The organism is Microbispora sp. NPDC046973 (genome assembly GCF_040644495.1).
In the GTDB taxonomy this organism is placed as follows: domain Bacteria; phylum Actinomycetota; class Actinomycetes; order Streptosporangiales; family Streptosporangiaceae; genus Microbispora.
Genome location: NZ_JBEYWQ010000033.1, coordinates 22223 through 38445 on the forward strand (window position 1 = coordinate 22223; position 16223 = coordinate 38445).

The 16223-nt window shown below is 71.4% G+C and carries 18 protein-coding genes and 1 riboswitch; of the genes, 11 read left to right on the plus strand and 7 right to left on the minus strand.

Annotated elements, in window-relative coordinates:
* The first annotated feature begins 18 nt into the window (after positions 1 to 18).
* From ABZ860_RS36300 to ABZ860_RS36320, 5 genes are all read left to right on the plus strand, one after another.
* Complete coding sequence (locus ABZ860_RS36300) at positions 19 to 675, plus strand: MerR family transcriptional regulator (RefSeq protein WP_182902290.1); 657 nt, start codon at positions 19 to 21, stop codon at positions 673 to 675.
* A gap of 76 nt (positions 676 to 751) precedes the next feature.
* A complete protein-coding gene (locus tag ABZ860_RS36305) occupies positions 752 to 1222 on the plus strand; it encodes a bifunctional nuclease family protein (RefSeq protein WP_139577972.1) in 471 nt (156 codons plus the stop codon).
* Between the two features lie 155 nt (positions 1223 to 1377).
* Entirely contained in the window at positions 1378 to 1995 is a 618-nt protein-coding gene (locus ABZ860_RS36310; RefSeq protein ID WP_030506528.1) for a MerR family transcriptional regulator, read from the plus strand.
* 65 nt (positions 1996 to 2060) lie between these two features.
* Positions 2061 to 2152, plus strand: a riboswitch (glycine riboswitch).
* Positions 2153 to 2333: 181 nt separating this feature from the next.
* Positions 2334 to 5159: an aminomethyl-transferring glycine dehydrogenase gene (gcvP, locus tag ABZ860_RS36315; protein WP_357229385.1), complete on the plus strand. Its 2826-nt coding sequence runs from the start codon at positions 2334 to 2336 to the stop codon at positions 5157 to 5159.
* Between the two features lie 92 nt (positions 5160 to 5251).
* Positions 5252 to 5794, plus strand: a complete 543-nt coding sequence (locus ABZ860_RS36320; protein ID WP_357229388.1) for a hypothetical protein — start codon at positions 5252 to 5254, stop codon at positions 5792 to 5794.
* Positions 5795 to 5932: 138 nt separating this feature from the next.
* Here the strand turns inward: ABZ860_RS36320 and ABZ860_RS36325 are convergent, their stop codons facing one another.
* A complete protein-coding gene (locus tag ABZ860_RS36325; RefSeq protein ID WP_357229391.1) occupies positions 5933 to 6343 on the minus strand; it encodes a hypothetical protein in 411 nt (136 codons plus the stop codon).
* A gap of 92 nt (positions 6344 to 6435) precedes the next feature.
* On the opposite strand from ABZ860_RS36325, the gene ABZ860_RS36330 reads away from it, so the two are divergent.
* Positions 6436 to 7050: an alpha/beta family hydrolase gene (locus tag ABZ860_RS36330; RefSeq protein ID WP_357229394.1), complete on the plus strand. Its 615-nt coding sequence runs from the start codon at positions 6436 to 6438 to the stop codon at positions 7048 to 7050.
* A 40-nt stretch (positions 7051 to 7090) separates the two neighbouring features.
* Here ABZ860_RS36330 and sigJ read toward each other — a convergent pair whose 3' ends face one another.
* On the minus strand, positions 7091 to 7975 hold the full coding sequence (sigJ, locus tag ABZ860_RS36335; protein WP_357229397.1) for an RNA polymerase sigma factor SigJ: 885 nt from the start codon (positions 7973 to 7975) through the stop codon (positions 7091 to 7093).
* 227 nt (positions 7976 to 8202) lie between these two features.
* Between sigJ and ABZ860_RS36340 the strand changes: the two genes are divergently transcribed.
* From ABZ860_RS36340 to ABZ860_RS36350, 3 genes are all read left to right on the plus strand, one after another.
* Positions 8203 to 8598, plus strand: coding sequence for a hypothetical protein (locus tag ABZ860_RS36340; protein WP_357229398.1), 396 nt, complete (start codon positions 8203 to 8205; stop codon positions 8596 to 8598).
* A 95-nt stretch (positions 8599 to 8693) separates the two neighbouring features.
* Positions 8694 to 9206 (plus strand): carboxymuconolactone decarboxylase family protein, encoded by a 513-nt coding sequence (locus ABZ860_RS36345; protein WP_357229401.1) that lies wholly within the window; start codon positions 8694 to 8696, stop codon positions 9204 to 9206.
* A gap of 240 nt (positions 9207 to 9446) precedes the next feature.
* Complete coding sequence (locus ABZ860_RS36350) at positions 9447 to 10220, plus strand: class I SAM-dependent methyltransferase (RefSeq protein ID WP_357229404.1); 774 nt, start codon at positions 9447 to 9449, stop codon at positions 10218 to 10220.
* 162 nt (positions 10221 to 10382) lie between these two features.
* On the opposite strand, the gene ABZ860_RS36355 is transcribed toward ABZ860_RS36350, so the two are convergent.
* On the minus strand, positions 10383 to 10583 hold the full coding sequence (locus ABZ860_RS36355) for a DUF5999 family protein (RefSeq protein ID WP_079313908.1): 201 nt from the start codon (positions 10581 to 10583) through the stop codon (positions 10383 to 10385).
* Positions 10584 to 10908: 325 nt separating this feature from the next.
* Positions 10909 to 11484 carry a TetR/AcrR family transcriptional regulator C-terminal domain-containing protein gene (locus ABZ860_RS36360; RefSeq protein WP_357229407.1) on the minus strand — a complete coding sequence of 192 codons (576 nt, stop codon included), beginning with the start codon at positions 11482 to 11484 and terminating at the stop codon, positions 10909 to 10911.
* 142 nt (positions 11485 to 11626) lie between these two features.
* Between ABZ860_RS36360 and ABZ860_RS36365 the strand changes: the two genes are divergently transcribed.
* On the plus strand, positions 11627 to 12079 hold the full coding sequence (locus tag ABZ860_RS36365; RefSeq protein ID WP_357229410.1) for a hypothetical protein: 453 nt from the start codon (positions 11627 to 11629) through the stop codon (positions 12077 to 12079).
* Positions 12080 to 12185: 106 nt separating this feature from the next.
* Here ABZ860_RS36365 and ABZ860_RS36370 read toward each other — a convergent pair whose 3' ends face one another.
* From ABZ860_RS36370 to ABZ860_RS36380, 3 genes are all read right to left on the minus strand, one after another.
* Positions 12186 to 13550 (minus strand): RNA polymerase sigma factor, encoded by a 1365-nt coding sequence (locus tag ABZ860_RS36370; protein ID WP_357229413.1) that lies wholly within the window; start codon positions 13548 to 13550, stop codon positions 12186 to 12188.
* Between the two features lie 166 nt (positions 13551 to 13716).
* Complete coding sequence (locus ABZ860_RS36375; RefSeq protein WP_357229415.1) at positions 13717 to 14100, minus strand: hypothetical protein; 384 nt, start codon at positions 14098 to 14100, stop codon at positions 13717 to 13719.
* A 39-nt stretch (positions 14101 to 14139) separates the two neighbouring features.
* Complete coding sequence (locus tag ABZ860_RS36380; protein ID WP_357229418.1) at positions 14140 to 15312, minus strand: AMP-binding protein; 1173 nt, start codon at positions 15310 to 15312, stop codon at positions 14140 to 14142.
* 69 nt (positions 15313 to 15381) lie between these two features.
* Between ABZ860_RS36380 and menB the strand changes: the two genes are divergently transcribed.
* Complete coding sequence (gene menB, locus ABZ860_RS36385; protein WP_079313902.1) at positions 15382 to 16212, plus strand: 1,4-dihydroxy-2-naphthoyl-CoA synthase; 831 nt, start codon at positions 15382 to 15384, stop codon at positions 16210 to 16212.
* Positions 16213 to 16223 lie beyond the last annotated feature (11 nt).

Genomic DNA, 16223 nt, shown 5'->3' on the forward strand with positions numbered 1-16223 from the left:
CGGTGAGGAGGAGGAGTCATGAGCGCACAGGCCGTACGGGCGTTCATGAGCATCGGGGAGGTGCTCGCCCTGCTGCAGGGCGAGTTCCCGGACGTGACCGTCTCCAAGATCCGGTTTCTGGAGGGTGAGGGGCTGATCGAGCCCCAGCGGAGCCCGTCGGGGTACCGCAAGTTCACCTTCAACGACGTCGAGCGCCTGCGGTACATCCTGCGTGCGCAGCGTGACCAGTACCTGCCGCTCCGCGTGATCAAGGATCAGCTGGACGAGCAGGCGGCCCGCCCGCACGCCGTGTCCGACGGCGCTCCGCCGGTGCGTCTCAGCCGGGAGGAGCTCATCGAGGCCGCGGGCATCGACGAGGAGACCCTGGCCGAGATGGAGAGCTTCGGCCTGGTCGCCCCCGTGGCGCGCCGGTACGACGGGGAGGCGCTGGAGGTCGCGCGAAGCGTGGGGGCGCTGGCGCGGTTCGGCCTGCAGGCGCGGCACCTGAGGGCGATCCGCGCCGCGGTGGAGCGGGAGGCCGGTCTCATCGAGCAGGCGGTGGCCCCGTTGCTGCGGCGTAAGGCGCCGGGGGCGATCGCGGAGGCGGACGAGACCGCCCGCGAGATCTCCGGACTTCTCCAGGAACTGCACAATGCGTTACTGCGTGGGAGTGTTCGCGGCGTTCTGGGGCGGTGACCGGCACATCCGCACCTCCGTGGGTGTTACGTTGAATGCCTGGTGATATGCCGCGACGCTTGAGACGGAGCCGCCCGTGTTGCAGATGGAGGTCGTGGGGGTTCGCGTTGAGATGCCCACCAACCAGCCGATCGTTCTCCTGAAGGAGACGAGTGGTGATCGGTATCTGCCGATCTGGATAGGCATGACCGAGGCGACCGCTATCGCGCTGGCCCAGGCGGAGGAGCCGCCGCCCCGGCCGCTGACCCACGACTTGTTCCGTGACGTTCTTGAGGCCTTGGGGGTGCGGTTGCGCACCGTCAACATCGTCGCGCTCCGCGATGGAATCTTCTTCGCCGACTTGGTCTTCTCCAACGGTGTGGAGGTCAGCGCCCGTCCTTCGGACTCGATCGCGCTGGCGTTGCGTACGGGTGCGACGATCTACGCGAGTGAGGACGTGATCCAGGAGGCGGGCGTGAGCATGCCCGACGACCAGGAAGACGAAGTGGAGAAGTTCCGCGAGTTCCTGGACAAAATCACACCGGAAGACTTCGGCCGGGCGGGCTGACGTGCCGGACGATTTCGGGAGATTACGCTTCACGACGCGCCGGACGGGGTCGTTGACTGACGATGGCCCCGGTCCTACGGTGCAAGGGAAACCACGGTTGTAATTCACGAACCCCCAGATCAGACCGTGGGATGAGAGAAAGCCGGAGGTCCGCAGTGGCGGTCAGCAGCGGCGAGGGTAAGTCGGCCGGCCAGCACGACCCGGTTCGGCAGGCGGCGCGCGAGCGCGCCGGCGAACAGGGTCTGCTGTTCGACGAGCAGCCGACGGCGCTGCCCCAGGGCATCGGATACCGCGGGCCCACGGCGTGCGCGGCGGCCGGGATCACCTACCGGCAGCTCGACTACTGGGCCCGGACCGAACTGGTGCTCCCGACGATAAGGGCCGCCCAGGGATCCGGGTCCCAGCGACTGTACAGCTTCCGCGACATCCTCGTCCTGAAGGTCGTCAAACGTCTTCTGGACACGGGGGTCTCCCTGCAGCAGATACGCACCGCCGTACGGCACCTGCGCGACCGCGGTGTCAACGACCTGGCCCAGATCACCTTGATGAGCGACGGCGTGAGCGTCTACGAGTGCACGAGCGCCGACGAGGTGATCGACCTGCTGCAGGGCGGTCAGGGTGTGTTCGGCATCGCGCTCGGGCGGGTCTGGCGTGAGGTCGAGGGATCGCTGGCCGAGCTTCCGGGCGAGCGCGCGGAGGCCGCTCCGGATGCGGAGGGGGACCATCCGGCGGACGAGCTGGCCCGCCGGAGGAAGGCGCGCAGGACCGGCTGAGATCATCTCGCAGGGGTGGGAGTGATGCCCGATATCGGGTAGCCGGTAGAGTGAGGTAAGGCCGACGACCTCGTGCGGGAGAGACCCCTGGCCTTCAGGGGCGCCGAAGGAGCAAACCTCCCCGGAATCTCTCAGGCACCCGTACCGCACGGACGAGGCGACTCTGAAAAGCAGGCCCGCCGGCCAGGCGGCGCCTCACCGAAGGGGAAAGCCGGGCTCGACGGCCCGGTGAAGCTCTCAGGTCCGATGACAGAGGGGGAGACCGCTTCACGACCGGCCGCGCCACCCAGGGCGCCGGGCGGTCGCCGCAGGTCTCGACCCGCCAGGAGGCCCCTGTCATGACCGATCGGTCCACGCTTCGCGATCTTTCCGCTCCGCCCTTCGCCACCCGTCATATCGGCCCCTCCGACACCGACCGCGCCCGGATGCTGGAGGCCGTCGGCTACGAGTCGGTGGCCGACCTGCTCGCCGTGGCCGTGCCCGAGGCCATCCGCACGCGCGGCCCGCTGAACCTGCCCGAGGCGGTGGGGGAGGCCGAGGCTCTGGCCGAGCTGCGCACCCTCGCCGGCCGCAACCGGGTGCTGACCCCGATGATCGGCCTCGGGTACTACGACACGATCACCCCGGGCGTCGTCCTCCGCAACGTGATGGAGAACCCCGGCTGGTACACGGCGTACACGCCCTACCAGCCGGAGATCTCGCAGGGACGGCTGGAGGCGCTGCTGAACTTCCAGACGGTCGTGTCCGACCTCACCGGCCTCGGCGTCGCCGGCGCGTCCCTGCTCGACGAGGCCACGGCCGCGGCGGAGGCGATGACGCTGGCCCGGCGGGCCAGCAAGGTCAAGACCGACGTGTTCGTGGTGGACGCCGACGCGCTGCCGCAGACCAAGGCCGTGCTGGCGACCCGCGCCGAGCCGCTCGGCATCACGCTGGTGGAGTCCGACCTCGCCGGCGAGCTGCCCGAGTGCTTCGGGGTCCTCGTGCAGTATCCGGGCGCGAGCGGCCGGGTGGCCTCCTTCCGCGCGGTCGCGGATCGGGCGCACGCCCAGGGGGCGCTGCTGGTGGCCGCGGCCGACCTGCTGGCGCTGACCCTGCTGGAGTCCCCGGGCGAGCAGGGCGCCGACATCGCCGTCGGCTCCTCCCAGCGCTTCGGCGTCCCGCTGGGCTACGGCGGCCCCCACGCGGCGTACATGGCCGTCCGCGAGGGCCTGCAGCGGCAGATGCCGGGCCGCCTCGTCGGCGTCTCGGTGGACGCCGACGGCCGTACGGCCTACCGGCTGGCCCTGCAGACCCGCGAGCAGCACATCCGGCGGGAGAAGGCCACCAGCAACATCTGCACCGCGCAGGTGCTGCTCGCCGTCATGGCGTCGATGTACGCCGTCTACCACGGCCCGGAGGGCCTGAAGAGGATCGCCCAGCGGGTGCACCGCCACGCGGCCGTCCTGGCCGCCGGGCTGCGCGAGGGCGGCGTGGAGGTCGTCCACGACGAGTTCTTCGACACCGTGCTCGCCCGCGTGCCCGGGCGGGCCGCTCAGGTCGTGGCCGCCGCGGCGGAGCGGGGCGTGAACCTGCGCCTGGCCGACGACGACCACGTCGGCGTCGCCTGCGACGAGAAGACCACCACCGATCACCTGCGGGCGGTCTGGGCGGCGTTCGGCGCGTCCGACCTCGTGGTCGAGGACCTCGACCGGGTGACCTCCGACGCGCTCCCGGCCGACCTGCAGCGCACCTCGGACTTCCTCACCCACCCGGTGTTCCGCTCCCACAGGTCCGAGACGGCCATGCTGCGCTACCTGCGGCGGCTGCAGGACAAGGACATCGCGCTCGACCGCTCGATGATCCCGCTGGGCTCCTGCACGATGAAGCTCAACGCGACCACCGAGATGGAGCCGGTCACCTGGCCGGAGTTCGCCTCGATCCACCCGTTCGCGCCGGCCGAGCAGGCCGAGGGGTACGCCGAGCTGATCGCGACGCTGGAGGGCTGGCTGGCCGAGGTCACCGGCTACGACCGGGTGTCGATCCAGCCGAACGCGGGCTCCCAGGGCGAGTTCGCCGGGCTGCTGGCGATCAGGTCCTACCACCGCTCCAGGGGCGAGGGCGGGCGCGACGTGTGCCTCATCCCGTCCTCCGCGCACGGCACCAACGCCGCCAGCGCCGTCATGGCGGGCATGCGGGTGGTCGTGGTGGCCTGCGACGCCGACGGCAACGTGGACCTGGCCGATCTCGCCGCCAAGATCGACAAGCACCGCGACGCGCTCGCCGCGATCATGGTGACCTACCCGTCCACCCACGGGGTGTACGAGGAGACGATCGTCGAGATCTGCGAGCGGGTGCACGAGGCCGGCGGGCAGGTCTACGTCGACGGCGCCAACCTCAACGCGCTGGTCGGCCTGGCCAAGCTGGGCGAGTTCGGGGCGGACGTCTCCCACCTGAACCTGCACAAGACCTTCTGCATCCCGCACGGCGGCGGCGGCCCCGGCGTCGGCCCGGTGGCGGTCAAGGCCCACCTCGCCGAGCACCTGCCGGCGCACGTGTCGGCCGCGCCGTACGGCTCGGCGGGCATCCTGCCGATCTCCTGGGCGTACGTCAGGATGATGGGCGCCGACGGGCTGCGGCAGGCCACCGAGCAGGCGATCCTGTCGGCCAACTACCTGGCCCGGCGGCTGGCGCCGCACTACCCGGTGCTGTACACCGGCAGGGACGGCCTGGTCGCCCACGAGTGCATCGTCGACCTGCGCCAGATCACCAAGGAGACCGGCGTCACCGTGGACGACGTGGCCAAGCGACTGATCGACTACGGCTTCCACGCGCCCACGATGTCGTTCCCCGTCGCCGGGACGCTCATGATCGAGCCCACCGAGAGCGAGGACCTGGCCGAGCTCGACCGCTTCGCCGACGCGATGATCGCGATCCGGGACGAGATCGCGAAGGTGGCGTCGGGGGAGTACGACAAGACCGACAACCCGCTGCGCAACGCCCCGCACACGGCCGAGTGCCTCACCGCCGACGAGTGGTCCCACCCGTACTCGCGGGCGGCGGCCGCCTACCCGGTGCCCGGCCTGCGGGACGACAAGTACTGGCCGCCGGTGCGCCGCATCGACCAGGCGTACGGCGACCGCAACCTCGTCTGCTCCTGCCCGCCCCTGGAGGCGTACGAGGACTGATCAGTTGAGTATGTCGGCCCCGCCCGGCGGCCGGTCTCGTTAAGATCGCGGTGATCGTTCCTCATCACCTGCGACCATGCGAGGCCCCCTGTATGACGGCCATCGAATCCGGGCGGCGGTCCGACCGGCTCGACCACGCGCGCCGGCTCGCCGAGAGCGGCGACCTCGACGGCGCGGCCGCGATCTTCGCGGAGCTCGCCGCGGACGAGGACGCGCCGGACCGCGGCGAGGCCGGCGAGGGCCTGTCCGTCGTGGTCGAGCGCATGGCCGAGCGGCTGCTCGAGGACGGCGAGCCCGAGCGGGCCGCCGACGTCCTGCTCGAGGCGCTGTCGGTCAGCGCGGTGGCCGACCCGGCACGCCTGCGGGTGCTGCTCGGCATGGCGCACCTGGAGATGGCGTGCGCACAGTTCGCCGGGGCCGTGGAGGACAGCCGCCAGGAGGGGGCCGACGCCGGCACCGGCGCACTCGCGATCGAACTGCTGGCCCGCACGCTGCCGCTGCGGGGCCGTGACGCCGACGCGGAGACCGTGTGGCGCTACGGCCTCGACCACCCCGACCCCGCGCTCGCCGAGCAGGTGCTGCTGCGCCTGGGCAGGGACGTGCGCCCCGCGATGGAGGCCGGCGCGGCCGGCTGAGGGCGCTCAGCCGGCGGCGGTGACCGACGGCGCACCGCTCCCGGCGAGACCCGCCTCGGCCGACGGGCGGCGGCGCATCACGTGGAGATCAAGGACACCCGGCGCCGTTACGACGCCGCCACGTGATCCCGCCGCGTGTCAGCGCTGGGAGCGGCGGCTGATGGCGTAAGCGAAGTTGACCGCGATGATCCCGCCCCAGGCGAGGAGGAGCCCCGGGCCGCCCGCGTTCGCCACCGCGATCCCGGTCAGCGGGATGCCCAGGGCCAGCGACCCCATGGCCACGCCCACAGCGCTGTCCTTCTGCTTGCCCGGGGGGCCGGGCGGCTGGTGACGCAGCTGGGCCGCCACCTCGTTGCGTATCCGTGCGGCGATCTCGACGTCCAGCTTGTCGAGGAACGAGTCGACCAGCGCGTCCTCGTACTCAGGGCCGAGGTCGCGGCGGGCCGCCATGACGGCGCGCAGGTCCTCGCGGGTCGAGGGGGCCGCCGGCGGCGGAGGGACGGGGCGCCCGGTCGCGGGCGGCGGCTGCTGCGATGTGATGTCCGTCACCGTGACATTCTTGCTCCTTCTGCCGGACGCCGCCATCCTCCGATCGGAGGGTCGCCCCCTCCTGCTCCGGTCGGACCCGCTACCGTCACCGCATGGAGATCGAGACCCCGCACGGCCGCGCCCTGGCCGAGGTGGACGAGGCGGCCGATCCCCGGCTGCTGCTGGTCCTGACCCACGGGTCCGGGGGAGGTGTGGACGCCCCCGACCTGCTCGCCGTACGGGACGCGGTGGTGGCCACTGGGGGAACCGTCGCGCGGGTGACCCAGCCGTTCCGGCTGCGCGGCGCGCGGGCGCCGGGGTCGGCGGTCAAACAGGACGAGGCGTGGCTGTCGATCGTCGCCGCGCTCCGCGAGCGCCATCCGGGCCTGCCGCTCGTCCAGGGCGGGCGGAGCAACGGCGCGCGGGTCGCCTGCCGCACCGCGCGCGCCGCCGGGGCCGAGGCGGTGGTGGCGCTCGCGTTCCCGCTCCACCCGCCGGGCAAGCCGGAACGGTCACGGGCGGAAGAACTCCGGCAGGCGGGGACCCCGGTGCTCGTGGTCAACGGGGATCGGGATCCGTTCGGCGTGCCGGACGAGAAGGACGCCGCACGTCTCGTGGTCCTCCCGGGGGAGGGACACGAGTTCAAGAAGGACCCCGCCCGGGTGGGCGAGGTGGTGGCGCGGTGGCTGCTCTCGCCCGGGTCCTGTTCCTCGGATCCGCTGTCGTGATCGGGGTCGCAGCCTCCCCGTGGCCGGCGGGGGAGGCCGTTCAGCGCTGTGGCTCCACCGTCCACGGCCAGAGCTTCTCCGGGTTGCGCACCGCCCAGATGCGGGTGATGCGGTCGCCCGGAACGTCGAACGCCGCCACCGTCACGGTGACGCCGTCGCGCTGGGCCACCAGACCGGGCTGACCGTTGACCGTACGCTCCAGGATCGTCAGGCCGGGGGCCATGGCGGCGATGGCGACGATGTAGCGGGCGATCTGCTCACCGCCCTCGATCGGGTGGAGCGCGGCGCTGACCACGCCGCCGCCGTCGGCGATCATCGTGGCGTCGGGGTCGAGGAGGCCCATGAGGGCGTCGATGTCCTTGGCCTCCCATGCCTGCTTGAAGTCCCTCACGAGCCCGGCCCGCACCGCTGGCGGAGCCGCGAGAGCCCGCGACGCGCGAATGCGACGGCGGGCGGAGGAGGCCAGCTGGCGGCATGCCGCCGGCGTACGGCCGACGATCTCGGCCACTTCGACAAAAGAATACCGGAAGACCTCGTGAAGGATGAATGAGACACGCTCGGCCGGGGTCATCGACTCGAGCACGACCAGGAAGGCCATGTTGATCGACTCGTCGAGCGTGATCCGGTCGGCCGGGTCGGCCGTGCCGCCGCCCCGCCCGTCGATCCACTCCGTGCGATCCGGCAGTGGCTCCGGGATCCACTCGCCCACGTAGCGCTCGCGCCGGACCCGTGCGGAACCGAGCAGGTCCAGGCAGATGCGGCCGGCCACCTTCGTCAGCCAGGCGCCGGGGGATGCGATGGCCTCCTGCTGCTGCCGGGACATGGCGTACCAGCGGGTGTAGGTCTCCTGCACGACATCCTCGGCGTCGGCCAGGGAGCCGAGGAGCCGGTACGCGAGATTGATCAGCTGACGCCGCTCACTCATGATCGCGCTAAGGCTCGGATCGGGCCGGCCGTGTCCCGGCTCGGATGTGGTGGTCATGGTTTCCCCGGCTTCCTTGCTCGCGTCTTCCCTCACCGGATCGACGAGACAGCGCACCGAAGTGTGAGGCCGGCGCTTCGCCTCACATTCTCGTCGGTCGCGTCGTCGGACTACCGAGGCACCGGGTCCCACGCCTCGTACACGGTGAGAAAGAGAAGGGAAACGTCGCAATGCCCACGCGCACGACGATGAAGCAAGGCAACCTCATGATCTTGCGTGTCGCGAGTACCGTGCAAACCTTGACCGTCTTCGTCCAGGCGATCACCGCGGGATTGTTGCTGTCCTCGCCCGGCAATGGCGCACTGCACAGCGCCGGCGCGTACACGGTGTTCGTCGTGACGCTGGTGCATCTGGTCGTCGCGATCCTGACCTGGCGGCCGGGCGGCGGCTCGCCCGGGCCCATCCTGTACGCGATCGGGTTCGTGGGGCTCACGCTGGCGCAGGTGGCGCTGGGCATCGCGCATGTGAAGACCCTGCACGTCCCGTTGGGCGTCCTGATGTTCGGGATGAGCGTCCTCCAGATGGTCTGGATCTGGTCCGGTCGCCGCACGGTCGCCGTGGCATGACGGTTGGGGCGTCGTCCCCGCCGCCGGCCGCTTCCGGATGAACGACCGACTCCACCCGTGAATCCTCGCTGAGATCGAGAAGGGAAAACCTCGTCATGTCCACGCCCACCTCCACACCCACTGAGCAGGACAGCCTCCGGTCGCGTCTGCCCGACCCCGCTCGGTTCTTCCCCGAGCTGGCGACGATCGCCGGAGCCATGTCCAAGGCGACCCGGAACGGTGCGATTCCCCCAGCCACCATCGGCCTGGTGCAGCTGCGCGCCGGGCAGATCGTCGGCAGCACCTACCACACGGTCCGGCAGACCGGCCTCCTCCGCAAGGCCGGGGAGACGGAGGAGCGCATCACCGCGGTGGCGTCGTGGCAGGACGCCCCCTACTTCACGGACGCGGAACGGGTCGCACTGGAGCTCGTGGAGGCCGTCCTCACCCCGAACCCGTCGGGGGAGCGCGTCCCCGACGAGTTGTTCGCGAAGGCGTCCGCCCACTATGACGACAAGGCGTTGTGGACGCTCACCATGGCGATGAGCCAGATCTGCTTCTTCATCCCCGTCGCTCTCATCGGCAAGCCGATCCCCGGGAAGGCCCCAGGGAGGAACTACAGCGGCTGACGCCCGGCAGTACGCGGGAGGCTGTCTGTCTGATCTGGGCGGCAGAGGGGGAACCTTGCGCCCGCGCGTGCCGGTCCGTATCGTTCCGATGTATCGCACCGATACATCGGAACGGCATAGATGTGTCGCAAGGGCACAGCAGCGATCCGGGGTCACGTCGGTTCCGGCGGTCACCCCGGGGCTGCGCACGGTCACCCGGGGCTGGGCACCTGGCGCAGACCGCGGGCGAGAGGGGCTGCGATGAGGCGGACCGACTACGACACGGAGCAATACCGGGACTACGCGCGTGGCCGCGCGCTCACCGAGCAGCAGTTGCAGGCATGGATGAGCGCATTCGGCGCTCTCCTGCCCGGGCGGCGTCCGCTGACCGGGTTGGACGTCGGCTCGGGGACCGGCAGGTTCACCCCCGCGCTGGCGCGGGCGTTCGGGCCGGTGACCGGTGTCGAGCCGTCGGTCCGCATGCGCGAGACGGCCCAGGCGCAGTCGCAGCATCCCGGCGTGCGATATCCGGCGGGCGCCGCCGAGGACATTCCGGTGCCGTCCGGCAGCGCCGACTACGCCGTCGTGTTGCAGGTGTGGCACCACGTCCAGGACAAGCCGCGGGCAGCCCGGGAGCTGGCGAGGGTGATCAAGCCCGACGGGCGGCTGCTACTGCGCTCCGGGTTCAGCGACCACATGCCCAGGATCTGGTGGCTGGAGTACTTCCCTCGCGGCTATGAGGTGGACGCCTCGATGTTTCAGCCGCTGCACGAGGTCATCGAGACGTTCGCGTCGGCCGGCTGGCGCGTCGCCGACTTCAGGACGGTCACCGAGCCGTCCTCGGGCACCCGCGGTGACGCGCTCGAAGGGCTGCGCCTGCGCGCACACTCGATCTTCGCCCACTTCACTCCGGACGAACTGGAGGCCGGTTTCCGCCGACTGGAGCAGGCTGTCGCCGCAGATCCCGGCGCGCCGACGCCGGCGACTCCTGTGCCCCTGCTCACCTTCGAACGGCGCCAGTGCCGCGGGGGTTGACGACCACGCGGCGATCAATGCGCCGGCCGCCGCGTGGTCCACGGGTGGGAGCAGAGGCTCCAGCCGCTCCCACTCCGCGTCGGTCACGCCTCCTCGGCCTTCCACGCCGACCACCGTGAGGGTGAAACCACGATCGCGTCGGCGAAGCCGGGAAACGGGACCCTAGGCCGCGCTGATGGCCATGTCGGTAGGGCGGTGGGGGGCGATGACACCGCCGTCGGGCAGCAGCTCGCCGGTGTCCTCGAACAGCACGACGCCGTTGCAGAGCAGGCTCCAGCCCTGCTCAGGGTGACAGGCTATCGTGCGGGCGGCTTCTCGGTCCTTCGCGTCCGCGCTGGGACAGGCCGGTTCATGAGGGCACATCGCCGGGGCTCCGTGTCTTTATCGTTCGCTCGTTTTTGTCTTCCTGGCGTCCGTGGGGTATGACGCACACCACACTGGACTACACCAGTTTGCGGCTCGGCCGCATCCGTACGACATAGTCCGTTCGGAGCATTTCCGCCGGTCGGGCAGGGGACCCGGCCGCACCCCCGAGCAGGCTCACGCACACTGATGTGACCTAGTACACAAGAATGCCCCATTGGAGGCAACGGTCCGGCCTCGACACGCCGACGGCCGGGTAACCGAGAGATCACAGATTCCGGTCGCCAGACGCGAGCGATGCGGACGGCCCGGAAATCCCCAGGTCTCAGCCGCCGAGGCCGGCGATCAGCGCGTCGAGGCCGTGCTCGAAGTCGCGCTCGCCCTCTGCGGTGCGTGCGTCGCGCACCTCGGCGTCAGGGTCGGCCCACCCCGACTGCTGGACCTCCACCGCCACGCTGCCGAACACGTAGGCCCGCAGCGCCCGGACCGCTCCGGCCGGGTCGCCCGCCCCCGCCTCGCGCAACTGCTCGGTCTGCTCCCCGATCGCGATGAGGGCCGACCCCTTCGGCGGCTTGGTCAGGGCGAGCGACAGCACGCCCGGGTGCTCAAGCAGCGCGGCACGGCTCGCGCGGGCCCAGGCGCGTGCCCTGTCCTGCCAGGTGGCGGCGGCCGCCGGATCGACCTCCACGGTCGTCACGTGCTCGGCGAGGGCGTCCATCAGCGCCTCCTTGCCTCGCGGCAGGTGGTGGTAGATGGCCATGGCCTCCACCTGGAGCGCGTCGCCGAGGCGGCGCATGGTCAGCCGGCGCAGGCCCTGGCCGTCGGCGATGTGCAGGGCGGCGTCGATGATCCGCTCGCGGGACAGGGGGACGGGTGGTCGCTTGGCAGGCACGGCGATCATGCTGCCATATGGACCCTTACTTCGTAAAGGGCGGCGCACCCTGCGGTACGAGACCCCGCGTGGAGCGCGTACGCTACCGACTGCGACGCGAGTTCGATTGCGCACCTCCGAGTGCGCGGGTTCGATACCGAAGGGGCTGACGATGGCGTTTTTCCGTCCGCGGGTGAGCCGGGAGGCGGAGGTCCGCTACCACGCGGATCTGGAGATCCGGAAGGACTTCGACCACGTGCTGGAGAAGGTCCGGGTGGCGCAGCGGCGGTTCCAGGAGGCGAAGGCTGCGGGCGTGCCGCTCCCCGAGCTCCGTGAGGCGGCTCTGGGCCTCGACGCCGCCCTGACCGAGGCGCTGCGCGCCGCGGAGGCGGGCCAGCGCGCCACGTTCGGCGTGAAGTCCTACGACAGCAGGATCGCCCGGCGCAAGGCGAAGGCCACCCCCGACGGCGCGCTGTGGACCGACGAGGTGAACCGCCTGCGCACGCTGCGCGAGGCGCACCGCCTCAGCGGCATCCCCCGGGTGCCCCGCGCCTCCAAGACGGGCGACCCCGCCCGCCTGACCCCGCGTGACGTGCGCAAGGGCCTGGCCGCCGCCGGCCACTGAGCGCACGCAGCAGTACGGCCCGCACCCCTCAGGGTGCGGGCCGTACGAATATCCGAATCAGCCGGTCTGAGTCTCAGCCGGTCTGAGTCTCAGCTGGCCCAAATTTTCAGCTGGCCCAGTCGAGCAGCGGGCGGGTGTTGCTCGGGTGGCGCAGCTTGGACAGCGACTCCTTCTCCAGCTGGCGGATCCGCTCCCGGGTCAGGCCCAGGTGCTTGCCGATCTCGTCCAGCGTGTGCGGCTTGCCGTCGGCCAGGCCGAAGCGCAGGCTCATGATCTTGGCCTCGCGCGGCGACAGGTTGCTCAGCACGCCCTTGAGCTGCTCGGCCAGCAGCTGCCGGTCGACGACCTCGGACGCCTCGGGGGAGTCGACGTCCTCGATCAGGTCGCCGATGCGGGTCTCGCCGTCCTCGCCGATGGTCGAGTCGAGGCTGATCGGCTGCCGGCTGGTGCGCAGCAGCTCCTCGATCTGGTCCGGGGTCTTGTCCAGCTCGACGGCCAGCTCCTCCGGCGTGGGCTCCCGGCCGAGCCGCTGGTGCATGTCACGCTCGACGCGCGACAGCTTCGACAGCATCTCCAGCACGTGGACCGGCAGCCGGATCGTGCGGGCCGAGTCGGCGAAGCCGCGCTGGATGGCCTGCCGGATCCACCACATGGCGTACGTCGAGAACTTGTAGCCCTTGGTGTAGTCGAACTTCTCGACGGCGCGGATCAGGCCGAGGTTGCCCTCCTGCACGACGTCGAGCAGGGCCATGCCGCGGTCGGTGTACTTCTTGGCCACCGAGACGACCAGGCGGAGGTTGGCCTCCAGCATGTGGTCCTTGGCCCGCCTGCCGTCCTCGATGACCCACTCCAGGTCCTCGCGCACGTGCGGGGGCAGGTGCTCGCCGTTCTCGAGCGCGGTCTCCAGCTTGTACTCGGCGTACAGCCCGGCCTCGATGCGCTTGGCCAGCTCCACCTCCTGGGCGGCGGTGAGCAGCGTGCGGCGGCCGATGGACTTCAGGTAGGTGTGGACCGAGTCGCCCATGACCGAGGAGGTGTCGTCGAGGTCGAGCGTCTCGCCGTCCTCCGCCTCGGCCTCGTCGGCCTGGAGCTCCTCGTCGTACGGCTCCTCGTCGGCGGCCTTGGCCGTCTTCTTCGCGGCGCTCCTGGCGGCCGGCGCGTTCTTGGCGGCCTGCGCCGCGGCCTGGGCGGCCCGGCGGGACTTCCTGGCCGGCGCCTTGGCGGGGGTCGCCTCGGTCTTCTCACCCGGCTCGTTCTCCAGGCCGTTGTCGGCGGCCAGGTTCACGCCCGCCTCGGTGAGCTCGCGCAGGATCGAGCGGCCCTCGACGGGGCTGACGCCGGCCTTCGCGAAGGCCTCGCGCAGCTCCGACAGGGAAAGACGACCCTGCGCACGGCCTCGCTCCAGGAGCAGGTCGAGCGTCGTCGGGGTCGCCTCGCGCTCGGGCGAGGCCGCCACGGCGGTCCGGGGCATGAGGACACCTCCTCCTTGCGGAGTTCATGGTCGGTTCGAGGTTCTGATGCTTGCGATCGGGGCGCGGCGTCAGGCGGCTCAGCGCACCAGTATCAATAACGCTCTCACGCCTGGTTTGTTCCCTCACCCCGCGGGGGAGGCCGTCGAACTCGCCCGGGCGGGCCGGTCAGTCGGGGATGATGCTGACGCTGACCTGCGGCACCGGCATGGGGTTGGCGTCCTGGATGCGCTCTTGCGTCCAGTAGTCGGCGACCCCGTCCGGGTCGTCCGTGAGCTCCTTCAGCACCACGTCGGGGTCGGCCTCGGGGGTGGACCGCGCTCCGGTGGGGTCGCCGTGGCCGTAATCGTCGGGGGAGACCTCGACCGAGCCCCCGTGACCGCCCGCCGCCGGGCCGAACTTGGCGGCGGGGGCGTCGCCCACCTTCGCGACGTCGTCCAGGCGGCCGGCGAAGGCGGCGGCCGTGACCGACGCTCCGCCCACGATGACGACGCCGACGAGCACGGCGGAGGCCATCGTCTTCTGGGCCGGCGTGAGGCGGATCGGTTGCATGCGGCGTCCCCTTCCCCTGCTCTTACAGACGCACGAAGGTCATCCGCGGTTCCGGTTCTTGAGTTCGACCATATCGGGTTTGCCGTTCGGCAGGAGCGGGATCTGGGACACCAGCTCCACGGCGCGCGGCGCGGCGTAGGCGGGCAGCCGCTCCTTGGCGAAGTCCCTCAGCCCGCCGAGCGTGATCTCGCCGGCGTCCCGGGGGACCACGACGGCGACCACCATCTCACCCCACTCGGGGTCGGGCCTGCCCACCACCACGACGTCGCGTACGGACGGGTGCCCGGCCAGGACCTCGGCGACCGCGCCGGCCACGACCTTGCGGCCGCCGGTGTTGATCACGTCGTCGGCCCGGCCCAGCACGGTGAGCCGCCCGTTCTCGATCGAGCCAAGGTCGGAGGTGACGAACCAGCCGCCCTCGAAGGGCCGTTCCTCGCGCAGGCGGTAACCCGAGAACAGCACCGGGCCCGCGATCCGCACCCGCCCGTCGCCGCCGACCTTGACCTCGACGCCGTCGAGCGGCACGCCGTCGTACACGCACCCGCCGCTCGTCTCGCTCGAGCCGTACGTGGTGACGATCCTGGCCCCCGCCGCGCGGGCCTCGGCCAGCAGGCCCGCGGGGGCGGCGGCCCCGCCGAGAAGGATCGTGCCGAAGGCCGCGACGTCGGCCCCCGCGTCCAGCATCCGCCGCAGCTGGGTCGGGACCAGCGAGACGTGGTCGGCGCCGCTCGCGGCGACCTCGCCGGGGGAGAAGCGCGCGTGGACGATCGGCTCGGTGCCGCACAGCAGCGACCTGACGAGCACCTGCGCGCCCGAGATGTGCGACGGCGGCAGGCAGCACAGCCAGCGGTCGCCCTCGCGGGCGCCGAGCCTGGTCAGCGAGGCGCGGGCCGAGGCGAGCAGCGCCTCGGCCGGCAGCTCCACCCCCTTCGGGACGCCGGTGGACCCGGAGGTCGCGATGATCAGCGCGGCGTCGGACGGCTCGCCGTCCGGCTCGCGCCGCACGCCGTCGGCGGTGACGACGTGGGTGGGGCGCAGTGCGGCGAGCGTCGCCTCGAGCGCCGGCCGCGGCAGGTCGGGCGACAGCGGCAGCACGGCGGGCCCGTCGCCGGTCAGGGCCTGTCGTACGGCCTCGGACAGGGCGGGCCCCGGAGGCAGGACGAGGGCGTGCACGGGCCGCTGTCCCGGGTGGTGTCTTGGACGGCTGAGCACGGTCGTAAGGTTAGTCCCGGCGCGGTGGCCGGAGGCGACCGCCTGGCTGGTGACGACGAAGGAGCGGGTGTGACGAGCGGGGTCGACTGGAAGCGGTCGGGCGAGTACGAGGACATCATCTACGAGACCGCGGAGGGGATGGCGAAGATCACGATCAACCGCCCCGAGCGGCACAACGCCTTCCGGCCCACGACCTTGTTCGAGCTCCGCGAGGCCTTCAACCGGGCCCAGGAGGACACCGAGGTCGGTGTGATCATCTTCACCGGCGCCGGGGACAAGGCGTTCTGCTCCGGGGGCGACCAGAAGATCCGCGGCGACGACGGCTACGTGGACGACAAGACCCACGGCATCGGCCGGCTCAACGTGCTGGACCTGCAGGTGCAGATCCGCCGCTGCCCCAAGCCGGTCATCGCCATGGTGGCGGGCTACGCGATCGGCGGCGGCCACGTGCTGCACGTCTGCTGCGACCTGACGATCGCCGCCGACAACGCCAGGTTCGGCCAGACCGGCCCCAAGGTGGGCTCGTTCGACGGCGGGTACGGCTCCTGGCTGCTCGCCGAGACCGTGGGCCTCAAGCGCGCCCGCGAGATCTGGTACCTGTGCCGGCAGTACGACGCCCAGACCGCGCTCCAGTGGGGCCTGGTCAACGCGGTGGTGCCGCTGGAGCGCCTGGAGGAGGAGACCGTCCAGTGGGCCCGCGAGCTGCTGGAGAAGTCGCCCCTCGCGCTTCGCATGCTGAAGGGCGCGCTCAACGCGGTGACCGACGGCGCGGCAGGCATGCAGCAGTTCGCCGGCGACGCGACGCTGATCTACTACATGAGCGAGGAGGCCCAGGAGGGCCGCGACGCGTTCAAGGAGAAGCGCAAGCCGGACTTCTCGAAGTTCCCCCGCCGCCCGTAGAGGGCCGCGTG

Coding starts and splice junctions, on each gene's coding strand:
- ABZ860_RS36300 (WP_182902290.1), top strand. CDS start 19: ATGAGCGCACAGGCCGTACGGGCGTTCATGAGCATCGGGGAGGTGCTC.
- gcvP (WP_357229385.1), top strand. CDS start 2,334: ATGACCGATCGGTCCACGCTTCGCGATCTTTCCGCTCCGCCCTTCGCC.
- ABZ860_RS36320 (WP_357229388.1), top strand. CDS start 5,252: ATGACGGCCATCGAATCCGGGCGGCGGTCCGACCGGCTCGACCACGCG.
- ABZ860_RS36330 (WP_357229394.1), top strand. CDS start 6,436: ATGGAGATCGAGACCCCGCACGGCCGCGCCCTGGCCGAGGTGGACGAG.
- sigJ (WP_357229397.1), bottom strand. CDS start 7,975: ATGAGTGAGCGGCGTCAGCTGATCAATCTCGCGTACCGGCTCCTCGGC.
- ABZ860_RS36340 (WP_357229398.1), top strand. CDS start 8,203: ATGCCCACGCGCACGACGATGAAGCAAGGCAACCTCATGATCTTGCGT.
- ABZ860_RS36345 (WP_357229401.1), top strand. CDS start 8,694: ATGTCCACGCCCACCTCCACACCCACTGAGCAGGACAGCCTCCGGTCG.
- ABZ860_RS36350 (WP_357229404.1), top strand. CDS start 9,447: ATGAGGCGGACCGACTACGACACGGAGCAATACCGGGACTACGCGCGT.
- ABZ860_RS36355 (WP_079313908.1), bottom strand. CDS start 10,583: ATGTGCCCTCATGAACCGGCCTGTCCCAGCGCGGACGCGAAGGACCGA.
- ABZ860_RS36360 (WP_357229407.1), bottom strand. CDS start 11,484: ATGATCGCCGTGCCTGCCAAGCGACCACCCGTCCCCCTGTCCCGCGAG.
- ABZ860_RS36365 (WP_357229410.1), top strand. CDS start 11,627: ATGGCGTTTTTCCGTCCGCGGGTGAGCCGGGAGGCGGAGGTCCGCTAC.
- ABZ860_RS36370 (WP_357229413.1), bottom strand. CDS start 13,550: ATGCCCCGGACCGCCGTGGCGGCCTCGCCCGAGCGCGAGGCGACCCCG.
- ABZ860_RS36375 (WP_357229415.1), bottom strand. CDS start 14,100: ATGCAACCGATCCGCCTCACGCCGGCCCAGAAGACGATGGCCTCCGCC.